10 protein-coding genes are annotated in these 17,953 nt (G+C 68.4%); all 10 read right to left on the bottom strand.

Annotated elements, in window-relative coordinates; translation table 11 throughout:
• Positions 1-32 precede the first annotated feature (32 nt).
• Positions 33-2,171 carry an acyltransferase family protein gene (locus HNR16_RS01260; RefSeq protein ID WP_179558042.1) on the bottom strand — a complete coding sequence of 713 codons (2,139 nt, stop codon included), beginning with the start codon at positions 2,169-2,171 and terminating at the stop codon, positions 33-35.
• 263 nt (positions 2,172-2,434) lie between these two features.
• A complete protein-coding gene (gene tuf, locus HNR16_RS01255) occupies positions 2,435-3,628 on the bottom strand; it encodes an elongation factor Tu (protein ID WP_158039205.1) in 1,194 nt (397 codons plus the stop codon).
• Positions 3,629-3,719: 91 nt separating this feature from the next.
• Positions 3,720-5,834: an elongation factor G gene (fusA, locus tag HNR16_RS01250; RefSeq protein WP_158039204.1), complete on the bottom strand. Its 2,115-nt coding sequence runs from the start codon at positions 5,832-5,834 to the stop codon at positions 3,720-3,722.
• Positions 5,835-5,887: 53 nt separating this feature from the next.
• On the bottom strand, positions 5,888-6,358 hold the full coding sequence (gene rpsG / locus HNR16_RS01245; RefSeq protein WP_158039203.1) for a 30S ribosomal protein S7: 471 nt from the start codon (positions 6,356-6,358) through the stop codon (positions 5,888-5,890).
• Positions 6,358-6,732, bottom strand: coding sequence for a 30S ribosomal protein S12 (rpsL, locus tag HNR16_RS01240; protein ID WP_158039202.1), 375 nt, complete (start codon positions 6,730-6,732; stop codon positions 6,358-6,360). The genes rpsG and rpsL overlap by 1 nt, the downstream gene beginning before the upstream one ends.
• Before the next feature lie 281 nt (positions 6,733-7,013).
• Positions 7,014-7,463 carry a hypothetical protein gene (locus HNR16_RS01235; protein ID WP_158039201.1) on the bottom strand — a complete coding sequence of 150 codons (450 nt, stop codon included), beginning with the start codon at positions 7,461-7,463 and terminating at the stop codon, positions 7,014-7,016.
• A 17-nt stretch (positions 7,464-7,480) separates the two neighbouring features.
• On the bottom strand, positions 7,481-7,972 hold the full coding sequence (locus tag HNR16_RS01230; RefSeq protein WP_158039200.1) for a hypothetical protein: 492 nt from the start codon (positions 7,970-7,972) through the stop codon (positions 7,481-7,483).
• Positions 7,969-9,990: a hypothetical protein gene (locus HNR16_RS01225; protein ID WP_158039199.1), complete on the bottom strand. Its 2,022-nt coding sequence runs from the start codon at positions 9,988-9,990 to the stop codon at positions 7,969-7,971. Before HNR16_RS01225 ends, HNR16_RS01230 begins: the two co-directional genes overlap by 4 nt.
• Positions 9,991-10,134: 144 nt before the next feature.
• Positions 10,135-14,013: a DNA-directed RNA polymerase subunit beta' gene (gene rpoC, locus HNR16_RS01220; protein WP_158039198.1), complete on the bottom strand. Its 3,879-nt coding sequence runs from the start codon at positions 14,011-14,013 to the stop codon at positions 10,135-10,137.
• A 48-nt stretch (positions 14,014-14,061) separates the two neighbouring features.
• Positions 14,062-17,553 carry a DNA-directed RNA polymerase subunit beta gene (rpoB, locus tag HNR16_RS01215; RefSeq protein WP_158039197.1) on the bottom strand — a complete coding sequence of 1,164 codons (3,492 nt, stop codon included), beginning with the start codon at positions 17,551-17,553 and terminating at the stop codon, positions 14,062-14,064.
• Positions 17,554-17,953 lie beyond the last annotated feature (400 nt).

Below are 17,953 nucleotides of genomic sequence, written 5' to 3'. Positions count from 1 at the left end.
TCGTCCGTTGCCTCGCGTGACGGACGGCCGGGTCAGGGGGTGAGCACGAGTTCGAGCTCGAGCGCCGAGTCGATCATGGGCGCGAGCGCCCTCGACATGCCCCACGTGAGGTGGCTGCCGTCGGCCTGCACCGCGATGTCGCGGACGTACGCGGGACAGAAGCCGCTCTGCGTGTCACAGAACCACGACGTGGTGCTCTCGAACGGGATCCCGTACTCGGCGGCCGCCCCCGCGAGCCCCTGGATACGCCAGACCCCCTCCTGGTCGACCGAGCGGATGCACGACTCGTCGTACTGTTCGGCTGTTCGCGCGAGCGCGCACTCGTCCCGCGGGACACCCGGCGGGGGCGAATCCAGCCAGACCGTGGGCTGCCCGAGCGCCTGCAACTCCGCGAGGTACGGCCGCGTTCCCGCGACGAGCTCGTCGATGCCCGCCGCCGCGTCGTCGACGTCCTGCACGCGTGCCGAACGCCACACCCCGAAGCTCATGACGACGAGCAGTGGTTGACGCTCACGGATCTCGTTCATCGTCCATTCGTTGTGCTCGAGGCACGCCTGCTGCGCGTCGATCCCCTGCCAGGCGGACGAGACGGGCACGGTCGAGACCGGGCACATCTCTCGCGTGAGGAGCTGGATCGACGCGCGACCGTCGACCGCTGCCCGCAGCCCCGGCATCCAGCTGACGGCCTGCGAATCGCCGATCACCACGATCTCGCCCTGCGCCCCGTCGCCGTCGGAGTACCGGCACCGGTCGACGTTCGAGGCATCGACGGTGGCGCACTCGTCGTCGATCCACTCGGGTACGCGCGATGCGTCGCCGAAGCCGGGGTCGAGTTCGTCGGGAAGCTGCTCCGATGCGAGCGCCGAGCGGATGTCCGTCTGCAATTGCTCGACGTTGTCGTACTCGACGATCGGCGACGGCTGGTCGACGTCGTCCGCGGCGGCCGACACCTGGCGCTGCTCAGTGGGGGCGGGCGTCGTCGTCATGGGCGCGAGAAGGCTCGCGATGGCGATCAGCGGGACGAGACCCGCGAACGGGGAGACCGTCCGCAGCGCGGGCGGTCGGTGGCGCGCGAACAGCGCCTCGAAGAGCTTCAGCCCACGGATCGTGACGACCGCGAGGACGAGCGAGACGACGATGACGACCGTGCCCGCGACCGGCCCGACCTCGGCGGTGCCGGGGAAGAGCGTGTGGTAGGCGACGAGCACGGGCCAACCGAACAGGTAGAGGCCGTACGAGTAGTTGCCGAGCGTCGAGAGGGGGCGCCACGCGAGCAGGCGCGTCACCGGGCCGGGCCGGTCGTCACCGGCGCGATGGCTCAGCAGGAGGGCGACGGCACCACCGGCGGGCCAGAGCGCGACGAGCCCCGGGTAGTGCCAGGCGGCGGGCAGGAGTCCCGCCGAGAGGATGAGCGCGAGACCGGCGACACCGAGACCGACCCGAACGGCACGCGGGAGCGCGAGCCGATCGGCCACGATCGCGACGAGTGCCCCGAGGCCGAACTCCCAGAGTCGCGCGAACGTGTCGAAGTACGTGAAGACGGGGTCGGTGATGATGCCGTAGACCGCCCAGCAGGAGGACGCGAGGGTGACGGCCCCGACGACGGCGAAGGCGATGCGACGCGGACTCCGACCCGAGAACGTTCGCGCCAGCAGTGCGACGAGCACGAACAGCCCGGCCCAGATGAGGTAGAACTGCCCCTGCACGGACATGGCCCAGAAGTGCTGGACGGGTGACTTGTCTGCGCCCTGCGCGAGGTAGTCGGTCGACAGGTCCGCGAGCAGCCAGTTCTCCCAGTAGGTCGCGGACGCGAACACCTGCTGGAACGTGCCCTCCCAACGGAAGACGGGCCAGGCGACGAGCACCCCGATCGACACGAGCGCGAGGACGATGCCCGCGAGCGGCAGCAGCCGCCCGGCGAGGCGTCCGACGAACCCGCGGACGTCGACGCGTCCCGTCCGTTCGAGACCGCCCAGGAGCGTCGTCGTGATGAGCATGCCGGTCACGACGAAGAAGATGTCGACGCCGCCGGAGACGGTGCCAACCCAGGTGTGGTACGTGACGACGAGGAGCGAGGCGAGCGCGCGCAGGCCCTGCAGGTCCGCCCGGTATCGCGACGGCCGCTCGGGCGCCCGCTTCGGTGGGGCACTCCGCGAGCTCTCGACGCTCACGACACCAACACGCACAGGAACCCCCGATCGACGGTCTCGCGCCGGTCGGTCCGCCCGACGCGATGCACTCCCCCCACGGGACGCATAACTGCAACAGTCTACGGTGTGCCTCGGCGCACGGGAACCGTCTCTTCCCGTCCCGAGCGTCCGCGTGGGTCGGTGCGTCGCCTCGGAAGGCTCCGCGACGGGGGCGGTCACGCCGTCCGGGAACACGAAAACGGGGGCCTGGCAGAGCCAGACCCCCGTCGTCGTGGACGCGAAGACTACTTGATGATCTTCGTCACCGTACCGGCGCCGACCGTGCGGCCACCCTCACGGATCGCGAAGCCGAGGCCCTCTTCCATGGCGATCGGCTGGATGAGGTCGACCTTCATGTCCGTCGTGTCGCCGGGCATGACCATCTCGGTGCCCTCGGGCAGCGTGATGACGCCGGTGACGTCCGTCGTGCGGAAGTAGAACTGCGGGCGGTAGTTCGTGTAGAAGGGGTTGTGACGGCCACCCTCGTCCTTCGACAGGATGTACGCCGTGCCCTCGAACTCCGTGTGCGGCGTGACCGAACCGGGAGCGACGACGACCTGACCGCGCTCGACGTCCTCGCGCTTCGTGCCGCGGAGCAGCAGACCACAGTTCTCGCCGGCCCAGGCCTCGTCGAGCTGCTTGTGGAACATCTCGATACCCGTGACGGTCGTCTTCTGCGTCGGGCGGATGCCGACGATCTCGACGTCCGAGTTGATCTTCAGCGTGCCGCGCTCGGCGCGACCCGTGACGACCGTGCCACGACCGGTGATCGTGAAGACGTCCTCGATGGGCATGAGGAACGGCTTGTCCTTGTCGCGGATCGGGTCCGGGACGTTCTCGTCGACGGCCTCCATGAGGTCGAGGACCGACTGGACCCACTTCTCGTCGCCCTCGAGCGCCTTGAGGCCCGAGACGCGGACGACGGGTGCGTCGTCACCGGGGTAGTCCTGGCCGGAGAGGAGCTCGCGCACCTCCAGCTCGACGAGCTCGAGGATCTCCTCGTCGTCGACCATGTCGGCCTTGTTGAGTGCCACGACCAGGTACGGCACGCCGACCTGCTTCGCGAGGAGGACGTGCTCACGCGTCTGGGCCATGGGACCGTCGGTCGCGGCGACGACGAGGATCGCCCCGTCCATCTGGGCCGCACCCGTGATCATGTTCTTGATGTAGTCGGCGTGACCGGGGGCGTCGACGTGCGCGTAGTGGCGCTTCGGGGTCTCGTACTCGACGTGCGAGATGTTGATCGTGATACCGCGCTGACGCTCCTCAGGAGCGGAGTCGATCGTCGCGAAGTCGCGCTGCACGTTGGTGGCCGACGGGTACTTGTCGGCGAGCACCTTCGAGATCGCTGCGGTCAGCGTGGTCTTGCCGTGGTCGACGTGACCGATCGTTCCGATGTTGACGTGCGGCTTGGTCCGCTCGAACTTGGCCTTAGCCACTATGGTCCTCCTCAGGACGTTGGGGTTTTTTCGTGCAGTTGTTCATGCTACCGCCCGGGAAGCTGCACGCGCTTCCCGAGCGGGGCCGGGGCTATTCGCCCTTGCTCTTCTGGATGATCTCTTCCTGGACCGCCTTGGGAACCTCGGCGTAGGTCTCGAAGGTCATCGAGTAGACGGCGCGACCCGAGGTCTTCGACCGCAGGTCACCGATGTAGCCGAACATCTCCGACAGCGGGACGAGTGCACGGATGACCTTGACGCCCGAGGCGTCCTCCATCGACTGCACCTGACCGCGACGCGAGTTCAGGTCGCCGATCACGTCGCCCATGTACTCCTCGGGCGTGCGCACCTCGACCGACATGAGCGGTTCGAGGATGACGGGGCCGGCCTTGGGAGCGGCCTCCTTGAAGGCCATCGAACCCGCGATCTTGAACGCCATCTCCGAGGAGTCGACGTCGTGGTACTGACCGTCGAGCAGCGTCGCCTTGACGCCCACCATGGGGAAGCCGGCGAGCACGCCGACCTGCATGGCGTCCTTGATGCCCGCGTCGACCGAGGGGATGTACTCGCGCGGCACGCGACCACCGGTGACGCCGTTCACGAACTCGTACGTGACGTCGCCCTCGACCTCGAGCGGCTCGAGGCGGATCTGCACCTTGGCGAACTGACCCGATCCACCGGTCTGCTTCTTGTGGGTGTAGTCCCACTTGTCGAGCGTCTTGCGGATCGTCTCGCGGTAGGCGACCTGGGGCTTGCCCACGTTCGCCTCGACCTTGAACTCACGCTTCATGCGGTCGACGAGGACGTCGAGGTGGAGCTCGCCCATGCCGCCGATGACGGTCTGGCCGGTCTCCTGGTCGAGCTCGACGCGGAACGTCGGGTCCTCCTCGGCCAGCTTCTGGATCGCGACGCCCAGCTTCTCCTGGTCGGCCTTCGTCTTGGGCTCGATGGCCACGTTGATGACCGGCTCGGGGAAGGTCATCGACTCGAGGACGATCTGGTTGTTCGGGTCGCAGAGCGTGTCACCGGTCGTCGTGTCCTTCAGACCGATGACGGCGTAGATGTGCCCGGCGGTGATCGAGTCGACCGGCATCTCCTTGTTGGCGTGCATCTGGAAGATCTTCCCGATGCGCTCCTTCTTGCCCTTGGTCGAGTTGATGATCTGCGCGCCCGACTCGGCCTTGCCCGAGTACACGCGGATGTAGATCAGTCGCCCGAAGAAGGGGTGCACGGCGATCTTGAACGCGAGCGCCGAGAAGGGCTCGTCGGCCGAGGGCTTGCGCGTGAGGATCTTCTCCTCGTCGCGCGGGTCGGTGCCCTCGACGGCCGCCACGTCGAGCGGGCTCGGGAGGTAGTCCACGACCGCGTCGAGCATGGGCTGCACGCCACGGTTCTTGAACGCCGAGCCGCACAGCACGGGGTACATCTCGCTGTTCACGGTGAGCTTGCGGATGGCGCCCTTGATCTCGTCGATCGTGAGCTCCTCGCCACCGAAGTACTTCTCGAGCAGCGCGTCGTCGGTCTCGGCGACGGCCTCGAGGAGCTTCTCGCGGTACTCCGCGGCGCGCTCCTGGAGGTCCTCCGGGATCTCCTGCGTCTCGTACGAGGCACCGAGGGTCGTGTCACCCTTGGCGTCGGCCGGCCACACCTTGGCGTTCATCTCGACGAGGTCGATGACGCCGATGAAGTCGTTCTCCGCCCCGATGGGCAGCTGGATCACGAGCGGCTTCGCGCCGAGGCGGTTCACGATCGTGTCGACCGTGAAGTAGAAGTCCGCACCGAGCTTGTCCATCTTGTTGACGAAGCAGATGCGCGGCACGTCGTACTTGTCGGCCTGACGCCAGACCGTCTCCGACTGGGGCTCGACGCCCTCCTTGCCGTCGAACACGGCGACCGCACCGTCGAGGACGCGGAGCGAACGCTCCACCTCGACCGTGAAGTCGACGTGCCCGGGCGTGTCGATGATGTTGATCTGGTTCTTGTTCCAGAAGCAGGTGACGGCCGCGGAGGTGATCGTGATGCCACGCTCCTGCTCCTGCTCCATCCAGTCCGTCGTGGAGGCACCGTCGTGGGTCTCACCGAGCTTGTGGTTGACGCCGGTGTAGAACAGGATGCGCTCGGTCGTCGTGGTCTTGCCGGCATCGATGTGGGCCATGATGCCGATGTTGCGGACCTTGTTCAGGTCGGTAAGCACGTCCTGTGCCACGGATGTTCCTCCGAGAGATAAGGGGTGGAGAGAAGAGGAGTAGTGGGGTCCGACTACCAGCGGTAGTGGGCGAAGGCGCGGTTCGACTCGGCCATCTTGTGGGTGTCCTCGCGGCGCTTGACCGCGGCACCGAGACCGTTCGACGCGTCGAGGATCTCGTTGGTGAGACGCTCGGTCATCGACTTCTCGCGACGTGCCTTGGCGTAGTCCGTGAGCCAGCGCAGCGCGAGCGTGTTCGCGCGGTGCGGCTTGACCTCGACGGGGACCTGGTAGGTCGAGCCGCCGACGCGGCGCGAACGCACCTCGAGCGTCGGGCGGACGTTGTCGAGCGCCTTCTTGAGCGTGACGACGGCGTCCTGGCCGGACTTGTTGGCGACGTTCTCGAGCGCGCCGTAGACGATGCGCTCGGCGAGGCCCTTCTTGCCGTCGACGAGGATCTTGTTGACGAGCTGCGAGACGACGGGCGCGCCGTAGACCGGGTCGGCGACGACGGGACGCTTCGGGGCGGGACCCTTGCGGGGCATTACTTCTTCTCCATCTTCGCGCCGTACCGGCTGCGAGCCTGCTTGCGGTTCTTCACGGCCTGCGTGTCGAGCGCGCCGCGGACGATCTTGTAGCGGACACCGGGGAGGTCCTTCACACGACCACCACGGACGAGCACCATCGAGTGCTCCTGCAGGTTGTGGCCCTCACCGGGGATGTAGGCGGTGACCTCGGTGCCGTTCGACAGCTTCACGCGGGCGACCTTGCGGAGCGCCGAGTTCGGCTTCTTCGGGGTCGTCGTGTAGACACGGGTGCACACGCCGCGCTGCTGCGGGTTGGACTTCAGGGCGGGCGTCTTCGACGTCGTCGCCTTGGGGCGACGTCCCTTGCGGACCAACTGCTGAATGGTTGGCACGGGTAGTTCTCCTTGTTGGTTTTGCACTGCTCGCTTGGATACTGGCGCGAGGGCTCTCGCACCGGAGACGTGACTCGTCTCATTCGGACCCACCGGCGGTACAAACAACTGGTATCGCTGGTTGGTGAAGCGGTGGCGACCGGATCGGGTCGACTTCGCTTCGTCACTGCGGCTACGCCGTGGCCCTCATTCCGGGCGGCGTGAGACCGCTCGGAATTGGGCGCGACCGAGCGCGCGCACCAGAAAATCCTAACCGCTGGTGGAAAATCGGTCAAGCTGCGTCATGTTCGATCCGACGTGTCGGTTCCGCTGCGAGCGAGCACGGCGGCCCCCGCGACGCAGCCGAACACCGCGAGCACGACGACGAGCGCGAACGCGTCCGTCGCATGCCGCAGAGCGAAGCCGACCGGTGTCCCCGCCTCGACCGGCAGGCCGCCGAGCGTGGCGCCCGCGAGCGCGGTGAGCGAGAACGCGAACCACGCGACGACCGCCCAGCCCGCTGACCCCGCCCACGAGACGTGGCGGGTCGCGCGGGCACGCGCCGACTCACGGGCGGCCCCGATGCCGGCGACGACCATCGTCGCGACGAGCATCGCCGGGCCGACGAGGGTCGCGGTGCCCTCCTCGGGGACGACGTCGCGATCGATCGCGAGGCTCGTCATGCCCCAGCCCGCGAACACGAGCGCGCCCGTGAGGATCGCGACGAGGACCCCCGTGCGAACGCTCGCCACGGTCGATCCCCGCACGATCAGGAACGTGCCGTCACGGTGAGGCTGCGGACGATGTCCCCGAGCGACGAACCGAGGTTCGCCGACTGCGTCGCGGTCGCCGTTCCGACGGCCGTGACGAGTTCGGTGAGTCCGTCGTGCGACACGACGACGAGCCGGTACCGGACGCGGAGGTCGCCGAGGCTCGCCTCCTGCTGGTCGGCCTCGAGATAGGCGCCCGGAGCGCCCGCGGGTTCGAGATCGGCATAGGTCTCGGTCGCGCCCGCGGCGACGAGCTGCGCGCGGAGGCGGCCGAGCGCGTCCGCGGCCGGGATCTCGCCGGGCCAGCGCTCGTGGGTGACGAGGACGTTGGCATTGAAGCCCCCGTCATCGACGACATGGCGGATCCCGACGAGGGCGCCGGGGAAGACGATGGGCTGCCACCCGGCGGGCGCGTCGATCGAGACGGCGGGCAGCTCGGGATAGTGCGCCGAGGGATACGCGGCGACGCCGGAGGTCTCGTGCTCGGTCATGCGCGGGGTCGCTCCTCGTCGTCGGACTCGGTCGTGGTGTGGTCGATCGGTGCGGTCGCGTCGGCGTCGCTCGCGGCGTCGCTCTCGTCGGCGTCGCTCGCGTCGGCGTCGCTCGCGGCATCGTCCTCCGCCGCGGCGTCCGTTGTCGACTCGTCGTCGCTCGTGGCGGCGTCGCTCGTGGCGTCGCCGTCCGTCGCGGCGTCCTCGGTCGCCCCGTCGTCGGCCGCAACGTCGGCGGTCACTGCGTCGCCCGCGTCGACATCGGCGTTCTCGGTCTGCTCGTCGCCGCTGGGCGTGTGCTCGTCGACCCCGTGCTCGTCGACCGCCTGCTCGTCGACCGCGTGCTCGTCGGGCACGACGTCCCCGGCGACGGCCGCATCGTCCACGGTCGCGACCGCCACGGGCCCCGTCACGGTGACCGGCGCCGATGCCGTCTCGCGCGCCGCGCGTTCCTCGCGGTCCACCTCGGCGAGCGTGCGCTCGTACGCGGCGCGCTCGCGTGCGTTGGTCGCCGTGACGCGGCGTCCACGCAGTCCGACGAGTGCGCCGACCCACGTGAAGGCCTCGCGGGCGACGATCGCGGCCACGAGCGAGCCGGGCAGGTGCGTGGGGTCGACGAGGGACGCGAACGGGTCGGCCGGCACGAAGCCTCCCGCGTTGAGCGTGAGCTGCATGGCCACGCCCACGTGGTAGGCGACGAACGCGACGACAGCGGCGACGAGCCCGCCGAGGACGTACCAGCCCCAGCCGGCCCGACCGGCGACGAGCGTCCACAGGACGAACAGGATCCCGAAGGCGACGACGGGCAGGATGAACGGGGTCGTGACGATGAAGTCACCGGCGGTCACGAGCACATCGGTGTGTGCCGTGAGGAGCGCGCGAACGCCCGCGAACGCGAACACGTAGGCGGCCGCGAACACGCCCGTCCCGAACAGCGCCATGATGAACCCGAAGGCGCGATTGCCGCGCGGGAGCGGCTCGGCGGGCAGCGTGGGGAGCTCGATGGCCTCCTCCGAGAGCGCGAGCGGTGCGAACGTCCGGCGGTCCGCCTCGGCCGCACCGTCGTGCTCGGGCATCTCGGGCGCCTCGTCCCGTAGCGCGACCTCCGTCCCCACCCCCGACTCCTCGTCCTCGACGACGTCGGGCACGACGGGGGTCTCGGCGCTGTCGTCGGCGCGCGTCTGCTCGCGCGTGCGATCGCCGCGGGTCGCGCGCTTCCGTGCCGATCGCGCACGCCCCTCGGTGCGGTCGACCTCGATCGTCCGCGCGGTACGCCGGGCGGGCACGTCCGTGGCCGCTCCCCCGTCCGCTCCATCGGCGTCGCTGTCGGCCTCGGCGTCGGCGTCCGCATCGACGTCGGCGTCCACCTCGGCGTCGGCGTCGGCGTCCGCCTCGGTGTCTCCGGAGGACGACGCCACGGGGGCGTCGACGGTCGGGACGGGTGCGGTCCGGTTCGTGGACTCGGCTTCGACCTCGATCGGGGTCAGCATGCTGGAACGCGCGACGACGGCCGTCGGCTCGCGCTCCTCGCGCTCGTCCGCGTGCCCGTCGACACCCACGGCGGCCGTGTCGTTCTCGTCCGTCCCGGCAGCCGACGCGTCGGTGAGCTGACCTGACGCCGCGTCCTCCCCCGCGTCCCGCTCGGCGTCATCGGCCCACACGGCTGCGTCGCCGTCCCGCAGCGCCTCATCGTCCCTCACGCCTGCGGCGTCGTCCCGCTCGGCTGCGTCGGTGGCGCGCGTGCCGCGGCCCGACGGGACGCGCCGCGACAGGATGGGCCGTGACGGCGTCGCACCCTCGGCTGCCGGCTCGACCCCGTGGCTGTCGTCGGTGCCGGCGGCGATGCGCCCATACTCGGCCTGCACGTCGCCGAGCTCGAGCGTGTCGCCGAGGCCGCCCGTGCGGCCGATCGAGCGACTGCGCGCGACCGCGGCATCGAGCCGCTCGTTCGATCCACCGGCGCGGCCCGAGGGGCCGTCGTCGAAGGGCTCGCGCCGGTCGGTGGGGGTGTCCGTCATGCGATCAGGGTATTCGCAGTTCGCGCCGACACGTCGAGACAGGCCGCCCGCGGGACGAAACCGTTCGCCGTCCGGGTGAACGGCGAACGCCCCGGGCCGGGGCCCGGGGCGTTCGTGGTTCGTGCGGTGACGAGGACCGGCTCCCTACTGGTAGGTGCCGCCCTGGAAGTCGTCGCTCGAGAAGGCGTCGAAGTCGACGAACGTGAGGTCGTTCTCGTCGAACTCGCTCCCCGTCGTGGCGCCGAACGGGTACCGCTCGGCGCGGGCTTCCTCGGTCGGCTCGACGGCCATCTCGCGGTACTTCGGGAGTCCGGTACCGGCCGTGATGAGGCGACCGATGATGACGTTCTCCTTGAGCCCGACGAGCGGGTCCTTCTTGCCCTCCATCGCCGCCTGCGTGAGCACGCGCGTCGTCTCCTGGAAGGAGGCGGCGCTCAGCCACGACTCGGTCGCGAGCGAGGCCTTCGTGATGCCCATGACCTCCTGGCGGCCCGACGCGGGCTGCTTGCCCTCGGTGACCGCGGCACGGTTCACCTGGGCGAAGTGCATGCGGTCGGCGAGCTCACCCGGCAGCATGTCCGTCTGACCGTGGTCGATGACCGTGATCTTGCGGAGCATCTGACGGACGATGACCTCGATGTGCTTGTCGTGGATCGGCACACCCTGCGAGCGGTACACGCCCTGCACGCCACCGACGAGGTACTTCTGCACCTCGCGGGCACCGCGCACGCGCAGCACGTCCTTCGGGTCCACCGGACCCTCGTGGAGCGCCTGCCCGATCTTCACGTGCTGGCCGTCCTCGACGAGGAGGTCGGCACGCTTGAGCACCGGGTAGATGAACTGCTCGTCGCCGTTGTCGGGCGTGAGGATCACCTTGCGCGACTTCTCGGTCTCCTGGATCTCGATGACCCCGTCGGCCTCGGCGAGCGGCGACGCACCCTTCGGGGTACGCGCCTCGAACAGCTCCTGCACGCGGGGAAGACCCTGCGTGATGTCGCCGGCCGAGGACACACCACCCGAGTGGAAGGTACGCATCGTGAGCTGCGTTCCGGGCTCACCGATCGACTGGGCCGCGATGATGCCGACGGCCTCGCCGATGTCGACGAGCTTGCCCGAGGCGAGTGAGCGGCCGTAGCACATGGCGCACACACCGACCGCGGACTCGCACGTGAGCACCGAGCGGACCTTGACCTCGTTCACACCCGCCGCGATGAGCTCGTCGATGACGACGTCGCCCACGTCGGTGCCGGCCGTCGCGACGACCGTCCCGTCGGCGGCGACCGCGTCGACCGCGAGGTTCCGCGCGTAGACGGAGTTCTCGACGTTCTCGTCGCGCTCGAGCTCGCCGTCCGCGTTCACGCGGCCGATCACGAGGTCGAGACCGCGCGACGTGCCGCAGTCCTCTTCACGGATGATGACGTCCTGCGAGACGTCGACGAGTCGACGCGTCAGGTAGCCCGAGTCGGCCGTGCGGAGTGCCGTGTCGGCGAGACCCTTGCGGGCACCGTGGGTCGAGATGAAGTACTCGGCCACGGTGAGGCCCTCACGGTACGAGTGCACGATCGGACGCGGGATCGTCTCACCCTTCGGGTTCGCGACGAGACCACGCATACCGGCGATCTGACGGACCTGCAGCCAGTTACCGTTCGCGCCCGCGGTGACCATGCGGTGGATCGAGTTCGTGGTGGGGAACTCCTCCTGCATCTCGTCGGCGACGCGGTTGGTCGCGGCCTCCCACTTGCGGATCACGTCGGCGCGGTACTCCTGCTCGGTGAGCAGACCGGACTGCCACTCGGCGCGGATGTCGGCGACCTCGGCCTCCGTCTCGGCGACGATCTTCGCCTTCGAGTCGGGGGTGACGATGTCGCTCAGCGCGATCGAGATACCCGAACGCGTGGCCCAGTAGAAGCCGGCGTCCTTGATGCGGTCGAGGGTCGAGGAGACCTCGTCCTTCGAGTACCGCTCGGCGAGGAAGTTGACGACGCCCGACAGGCGGCCCTTCGTCATCGTGTCCTCGGCGTACGGGTAGTCGAGGGGCAGCAGCTCGTTGAACAGGGCGCGCCCGAGGGTCGTCTCCACGAGCGCGGTCTCACCGGGCTCGAGGTTCGCGGGGCCCTCGCCCGGCGCGAACGTGATGTCGCGCAGGCGGATCCGGACGGGCGCGTTGAGGTGCAGCGTGCCCTCGTCCATCGCCATGATCGCCTCGGCGACCGAGCCGAACGCGCGACCCGCACCCTCGACGTCGTCACGACGCGTCGTCAGGTGGTAGAGCCCGGCGACCATGTCCTGCGAGGGCAGGGTCACGGGGCGACCGTCCGACGGCTTGAGGATGTTGTTCGACGCGAGCATGAGCACGCGCGCCTCGGCCTGTGCCTCGACCGAGAGCGGCAGGTGCACGGCCATCTGGTCACCGTCGAAGTCGGCGTTGAACGCCGCGCACACGAGCGGGTGCAGCTGGATCGCCTTGCCCTCGACGAGCAGGGGCTCGAACGCCTGGATCCCGAGACGGTGCAGCGTCGGGGCGCGGTTGAGCAGCACGGGGCGTTCGCGGATGACCTCTTCGAGGACGTCCCACACCTCGGGCTTCGCACGCTCCACCGAACGCTTCGCCGCCTTGATGTTCGAGGCGTGACCGAGGTCGATGAGGCGCTTGATGACGTACGGCTTGAACAGCTCGAGCGCCATCTGCTTCGGCAGACCGCACTGGTGCATGCGCAGCTGCGGACCGACGATGATGACCGAACGGCCCGAGTAGTCGACGCGCTTGCCGAGCAGGTTCTGACGGAACCGGCCCTGCTTGCCCTTGAGCATGTCGCTCAGCGACTTGAGCGCACGGTTGCCGGTGCCCGTGACAGGGCGACCGCGGCGGCCGTTGTCGAACAGCGCGTCGACGGCCTCCTGCAGCATGCGCTTCTCGTTGTTGACGATGATCTCCGGCGCGCCGAGGTCGAGGAGTCGACGGAGGCGGTTGTTGCGGTTGATCACGCGTCGGTACAGGTCGTTGAGGTCGCTCGTCGCGAAGCGGCCACCGTCGAGCTGCACCATGGGGCGCAGCTCCGGCGGGATCACGGGGACGACGTCGAGCACCATCGCGGCCGGGCTGTTGCCCGTCTGCAGGAAGGAGCTCACGACCTTGAGCCGCTTGATGGCGCGGATCTTCTTCTGACCCTTGCCCTCGGCGATCTGCTGGCGCAGGAGCTCACCCTCGGCCTCGAGGTCGAAGGACTGGAGGCGCTTCTGGATCGCCTCGGCGCCCATGTACGCCTCGAAGTAGTCGCCGTAGCGGTCGAGCAGCTCGTGGAAGTCGGTGTCCTCGGGCTTGAGCTCGCCGACCTTGAGGTTCTTGAACGACTCCCACACGCGCTCGAGGCGGGCGATGTCCTCCTCGAAGCCCTTGCGGAGCTGTCCCATCTCCTTCTCGCCGGCGTCCTTGACCTTGCGCTTCTGGTCGGACTTGGCGCCCTCGGCCTCGAGGGCCGCGAGCTCGTCCTCGAGACGCTTCATGCGTCCCGCGATCGCCGCGTCCTTCTGGTCGTTCATGGTCTTGATCTCGAGGCGGACCTCCTGCTCGAGACCGGGGAGGTCGTCGCGGCGGCCCTCCTCGTCGACGTCGATGACCATGTAGGCCGCGAAGTAGATGACCTTCTCGAGGTCCTTCGGCGCCATGTCGAGCAGGTACCCGAGGCGCGAGGGCACGCCCTTGAAGTACCAGATGTGCGTGACGGGCGCGGCGAGCTCGATGTGGCCCATGCGCTCGCGGCGCACCGAGGACTTCGTGACCTCGACGCCGCAGCGCTCGCACACGATGCCCTTGAAGCGCACGCGCTTGTACTTCCCGCACGCGCACTCCCAGTCGCGCGAGGGGCCGAAGATCTGCTCGCCGAACAGACCGTCCTTCTCGGGCTTCAGGGTGCGGTAGTTGATGGTCTCGGGCTTCTTGACCTCGCCGTACGACCACCGGCGGATGTCGTCGGCCGTCGCGAGCCCGATCTGCAGCTGATCAAACGTTGTTGCGTCCAGCAATTCTTAATTCTCCTCGTTGGAAAGCTTCGTCGTCCTGTGCTGACCGATTCAGATCTCGTCGACCGACGAGGACTCGAAGCGGGCGGAGATGTTGATGCCGAGCTCTTCCGCTGCCCGGTAGGCGTCGTCGTCGGTGTCCTTGAGGCTGACGGCCGAACCGTCGGCCGAGAGGACCTCGACGTTCAGGCAGAGCGACTGCATCTCCTTCATGAGCACCTTGAAGGACTCGGGGATGCCGGGCTCCTGGATGTTCTCGCCCTTGACGATGGACTCGTACGCCTTGACGCGACCGACGATGTCGTCGGACTTGATCGTGAGCAGCTCCTGCAGCGTGTAGGCGGCGCCGTAGGCCTCGAGGGCCCACACCTCCATCTCACCGAAGCGCTGTCCACCGAACTGCGCCTTTCCACCGAGGGGCTGCTGCGTGATCATCGAGTACGGACCCGTCGAGCGCGCGTGGATCTTGTCGTCGACGAGGTGGTGCAGCTTGAGGATGTACATGTACCCGACGGAGATCGGGTCCGGGTACGGCTCGCCGGAACGTCCGTCGAACAGCTGCGCCTTGCCGCTCGCGCCGATGAGGCGGTCGCCGTCGCGCGTGAGCGTCGTCGACTCGAGCAGGCCCGCGATCTCGTCCTCGGTCGCACCGTCGAACACGGGCGTCGCGAGCTTCGTGCCGGGTGCCACGTCGCGCGCGTCCTCGGCAAGCTCGTCGGCCCACTCGGGCGTGCCCTCGACGGACCAGCCCTGCTTCGCGACCCAGCCGAGGTGCGTCTCGAGCACCTGACCGAAGTTCATGCGCTTCGGGATACCGAGCGGGTTGAGGATGATGTCGAGCGGCGTGCCGTCGGCGAGGAAGGGCATGTCCTCCTCGGGCAGGATCTTCGCGATGACGCCCTTGTTGCCGTGGCGGCCCGCGAGCTTGTCGCCCTCGGTGATCTTGCGCTTCTGCGCGATGAACACGACGACGCGCTGGTTGACGCCCGAGCCGAGCTCGTCGTCGCCCTCCTCCGCGTCGAACACCTTGACGGCGATGACCGTGCCGGCCTCACCGTGGGGCACCTTGAGCGACGTGTCGCGCACCTCGCGGCTCTTCTCGTTGAAGATCGCACGGAGCAGGCGCTCCTCGGCGCTCAGCTCGGTCTCGCCCTTCGGCGTGACCTTGCCGACGAGGATGTCGCCGGGCTGGACCTCGGCACCGATGCGGATGATGCCGCGCTCGTCGAGGTCCTTGAGGAGCTCGACGGAGACGTTGGGCAGGTCGCGCGTGATCTCCTCCTTGCCGAGCTTCGTGTCGCGGGCGTCGACCTCGTACTCCTCGATGTGGATCGAGGAGAGCGTGTCGTTCTTGACGAGGTTCTGGCTGAGGATGATCGCGTCCTCGAAGTTGTGGCCCTCCCACGGCATGAACCCGACGAGCAGGTTCTTGCCGAGCGCGAGCTCGCCCTCTTCGGTCGACGGACCGTCGGCGATGACCTCGCCGACCTCGATGCGGTCGCCCGCGTTCACGACGACGCGGTGGTTGTAGCACGTGCCGTGGTTCGAGCGGTCGAACTTGCGGAGGAAGTACGAGTCGGTGCCGCCCTCGTCGAGCTGCACGGTGACCTGGTCGGCCGAGACCGACTCGATGACGCCCGCACCGCGTGCGGTGATGACGTCGCCCGCGTCGATCGCGGCGTAGCCCTCCATACCCGTACCGATGAGCGGCGACTCGCTGCGCAGCAGCGGCACCGCCTGACGCTGCATGTTCGCACCCATGAGGGCGCGGTTCGCGTCGTCGTGCTCGAGGAACGGGATGAGCGACGTCGCGACCGACACCATCTGGCGCGGCGAGACGTCCATGTAGTTGACCTCGTCGGCGGGGACGAGCTCGACCTCGCCACCCTTGCGGCGGACGAGGACGTCGGCCTCGGCGAACGAACCGTCGGCGTTCAGCGGCGCGTTGGCCTGTGCGACGACGTGGTCGTCCTCCTCGGAGGCGGTGAGGTAGTCGATCGTCTCGTTCGAGACCCTGCCGTCGACGACGCGACGGTAGGGGGTCTCGATGAAGCCGAACGCGTTGATGCGCGCGAACGTCGCGAGCGAGCCGATGAGGCCGATGTTCGGGCCTTCCGGCGTCTCGATCGGGCACATGCGGCCGTAGTGCGAGGGGTGGACGTCGCGGACCTCGACGCCCGCGCGCTCACGAGACAGACCGCCGGGCCCGAGGGCCGAGAGGCGGCGCTTGTGCGTGAGACCCGCGAGCGGGTTGTTCTGGTCCATGAACTGCGACAGCTGCGAGGTGCCGAAGAACTCCTTGATCGCGGCCACGACGGGACGCACGTTGATCAGGGTCTGCGGGGTGATCGCCTCGATGTCCTGCGTCGTCATGCGCTCGCGCACGACGCGCTCCATGCGCGACAGGCCAGTGCGGACCTGGTTCTGGATGAGCTCGCCGACGGCGCGGATACGACGGTTGCCGAAGTGGTCGATGTCGTCGACGTCGAGGCGGACCTCGATCTCCTTGCCGTCGCGGACGCCGGGCAGCGTCTCCTGGTTCGCGTGCAGCGCGACGAGGTACTTGATGGTCGCGACGATGTCCTGCACGGACAGCGTCGACTCGCCGATGGGCGTGTCGAGGCCGAGCTTGCGGTCGATCTTGTAGCGGCCGACCTTCGCGAGGTCGTAGCGCTTCGCGTTGAAGTACAGGTTGTCGAGGAGGGCGCGGGCCGACTCCGTCGCGACCTGCTCGCCCGGGCGCAGCTTGCGGTAGATGTCCTTGAGGGCGTCTTCCTTGGTGCGGATGTCGTCCTTCTCGAGGGTGAGCGCGATCGACTCGTAGCCGGCGAACTCCTCCTGGATCTCCTCCTGCGAGAGGCCGAGGGCCTTGAGGAAGACCGTGACGGACTGCTTGCGCTTGCGGTCGATGCGGACGGCGACCTGGTCGCGCTTGTCGATCTCGAACTCGAGCCAGGCACCGCGCGAGGGGATGACGCGAGCCGAGTACACGTCCTTGTCGCTCGTCTTCTCGGGCGTGCGCTCGAAGTAGACGCCGGGCGAACGGACGAGCTGCGACACGACGACGCGCTCGGTGCCGTTGATGATAAACGTGCCCTTGTCGGTCATGAGCGGGAAGTCGCCCATGAAGACCGTCTGCGTCTTGATCTCGAGCGTCTGGTGGTTCATGAACTCGGCCTCGACGTAGAGGGGGGCCGAGTACGTCTTGCCGCGCTCCTTGCACTCGTCGATCGAGTACTTCTCCGGCTCGAGGTACGGGTGCGTGAAGCTGAGCTGCATCGTCTCCCCGAGGTCCTCGATCGGGGAGATCTCCTCGAAGATCTCCTCGAGTCCGGACTGGGTCGCGACGTCGGTGCGCCCGGCGGCCTCCGCCTCGGCGAGGCGTGCCTTCCAGGCATCGTTGCCGACCAGCCAGTCGAAGGACTCGGTCTGGAGGGCGAGGAGGTCTGGGACCTCGAGGGTGTCGCTGATCTTGGCGAACGAGAGTCGGTGTGCGTTCCGACCGGTCTTGGGCGTAGGAGATGCGTTGCGCGCAGCAGCCAAGGAAATTACCTCCGCGGACCCGGCGAAGAACCGGGTGCCAGTAGTGTCGTCGGTGAGGAATCCGCCACGGCTCCAGCCGGCGGGCACTCGGAGGGATCGACGAGCCCCGTCGCCTGCATCAGGCGGGGAGTCCGGAACACCGAGGAGCGACCACCGTGCCGACCGCAATATGAAGGCATGGGGAGACGAAGCGCAAGGAACCACTGTATGCGCTCGTGACGCGCCTGTCCACCCCCGATGCTTGCCGAAGCTGAAAATCTCCGGTATAAGCTGGCTCGAGTCCGTTCGGGGGACGACCTCAGGCCTCGCTCCACGTGCATCCGGCCCCGCCGCGTGGGTCACGACGGTGCCGTCCGCCACGAGCGAACCGTGGTCGATCGATGTGACCATCGCGGCCCCC

Source organism: Pseudoclavibacter chungangensis, from assembly GCF_013410545.1.
Lineage (GTDB): Bacteria > Actinomycetota > Actinomycetes > Actinomycetales > Microbacteriaceae > Pseudoclavibacter > Pseudoclavibacter chungangensis.
Note: the sequence above shows the minus strand (reverse complement) of the source record. Positions and strands in the feature narration are given on the sequence as shown.

Coding starts and splice junctions, on each gene's coding strand:
- rpsG (WP_158039203.1), bottom strand. CDS start 6,358: ATGCCCCGCAAGGGTCCCGCCCCGAAGCGTCCCGTCGTCGCCGACCCG.
- HNR16_RS01230 (WP_158039200.1), bottom strand. CDS start 7,972: ATGACCGAGCACGAGACCTCCGGCGTCGCCGCGTATCCCTCGGCGCAC.
- HNR16_RS01225 (WP_158039199.1), bottom strand. CDS start 9,990: ATGACGGACACCCCCACCGACCGGCGCGAGCCCTTCGACGACGGCCCC.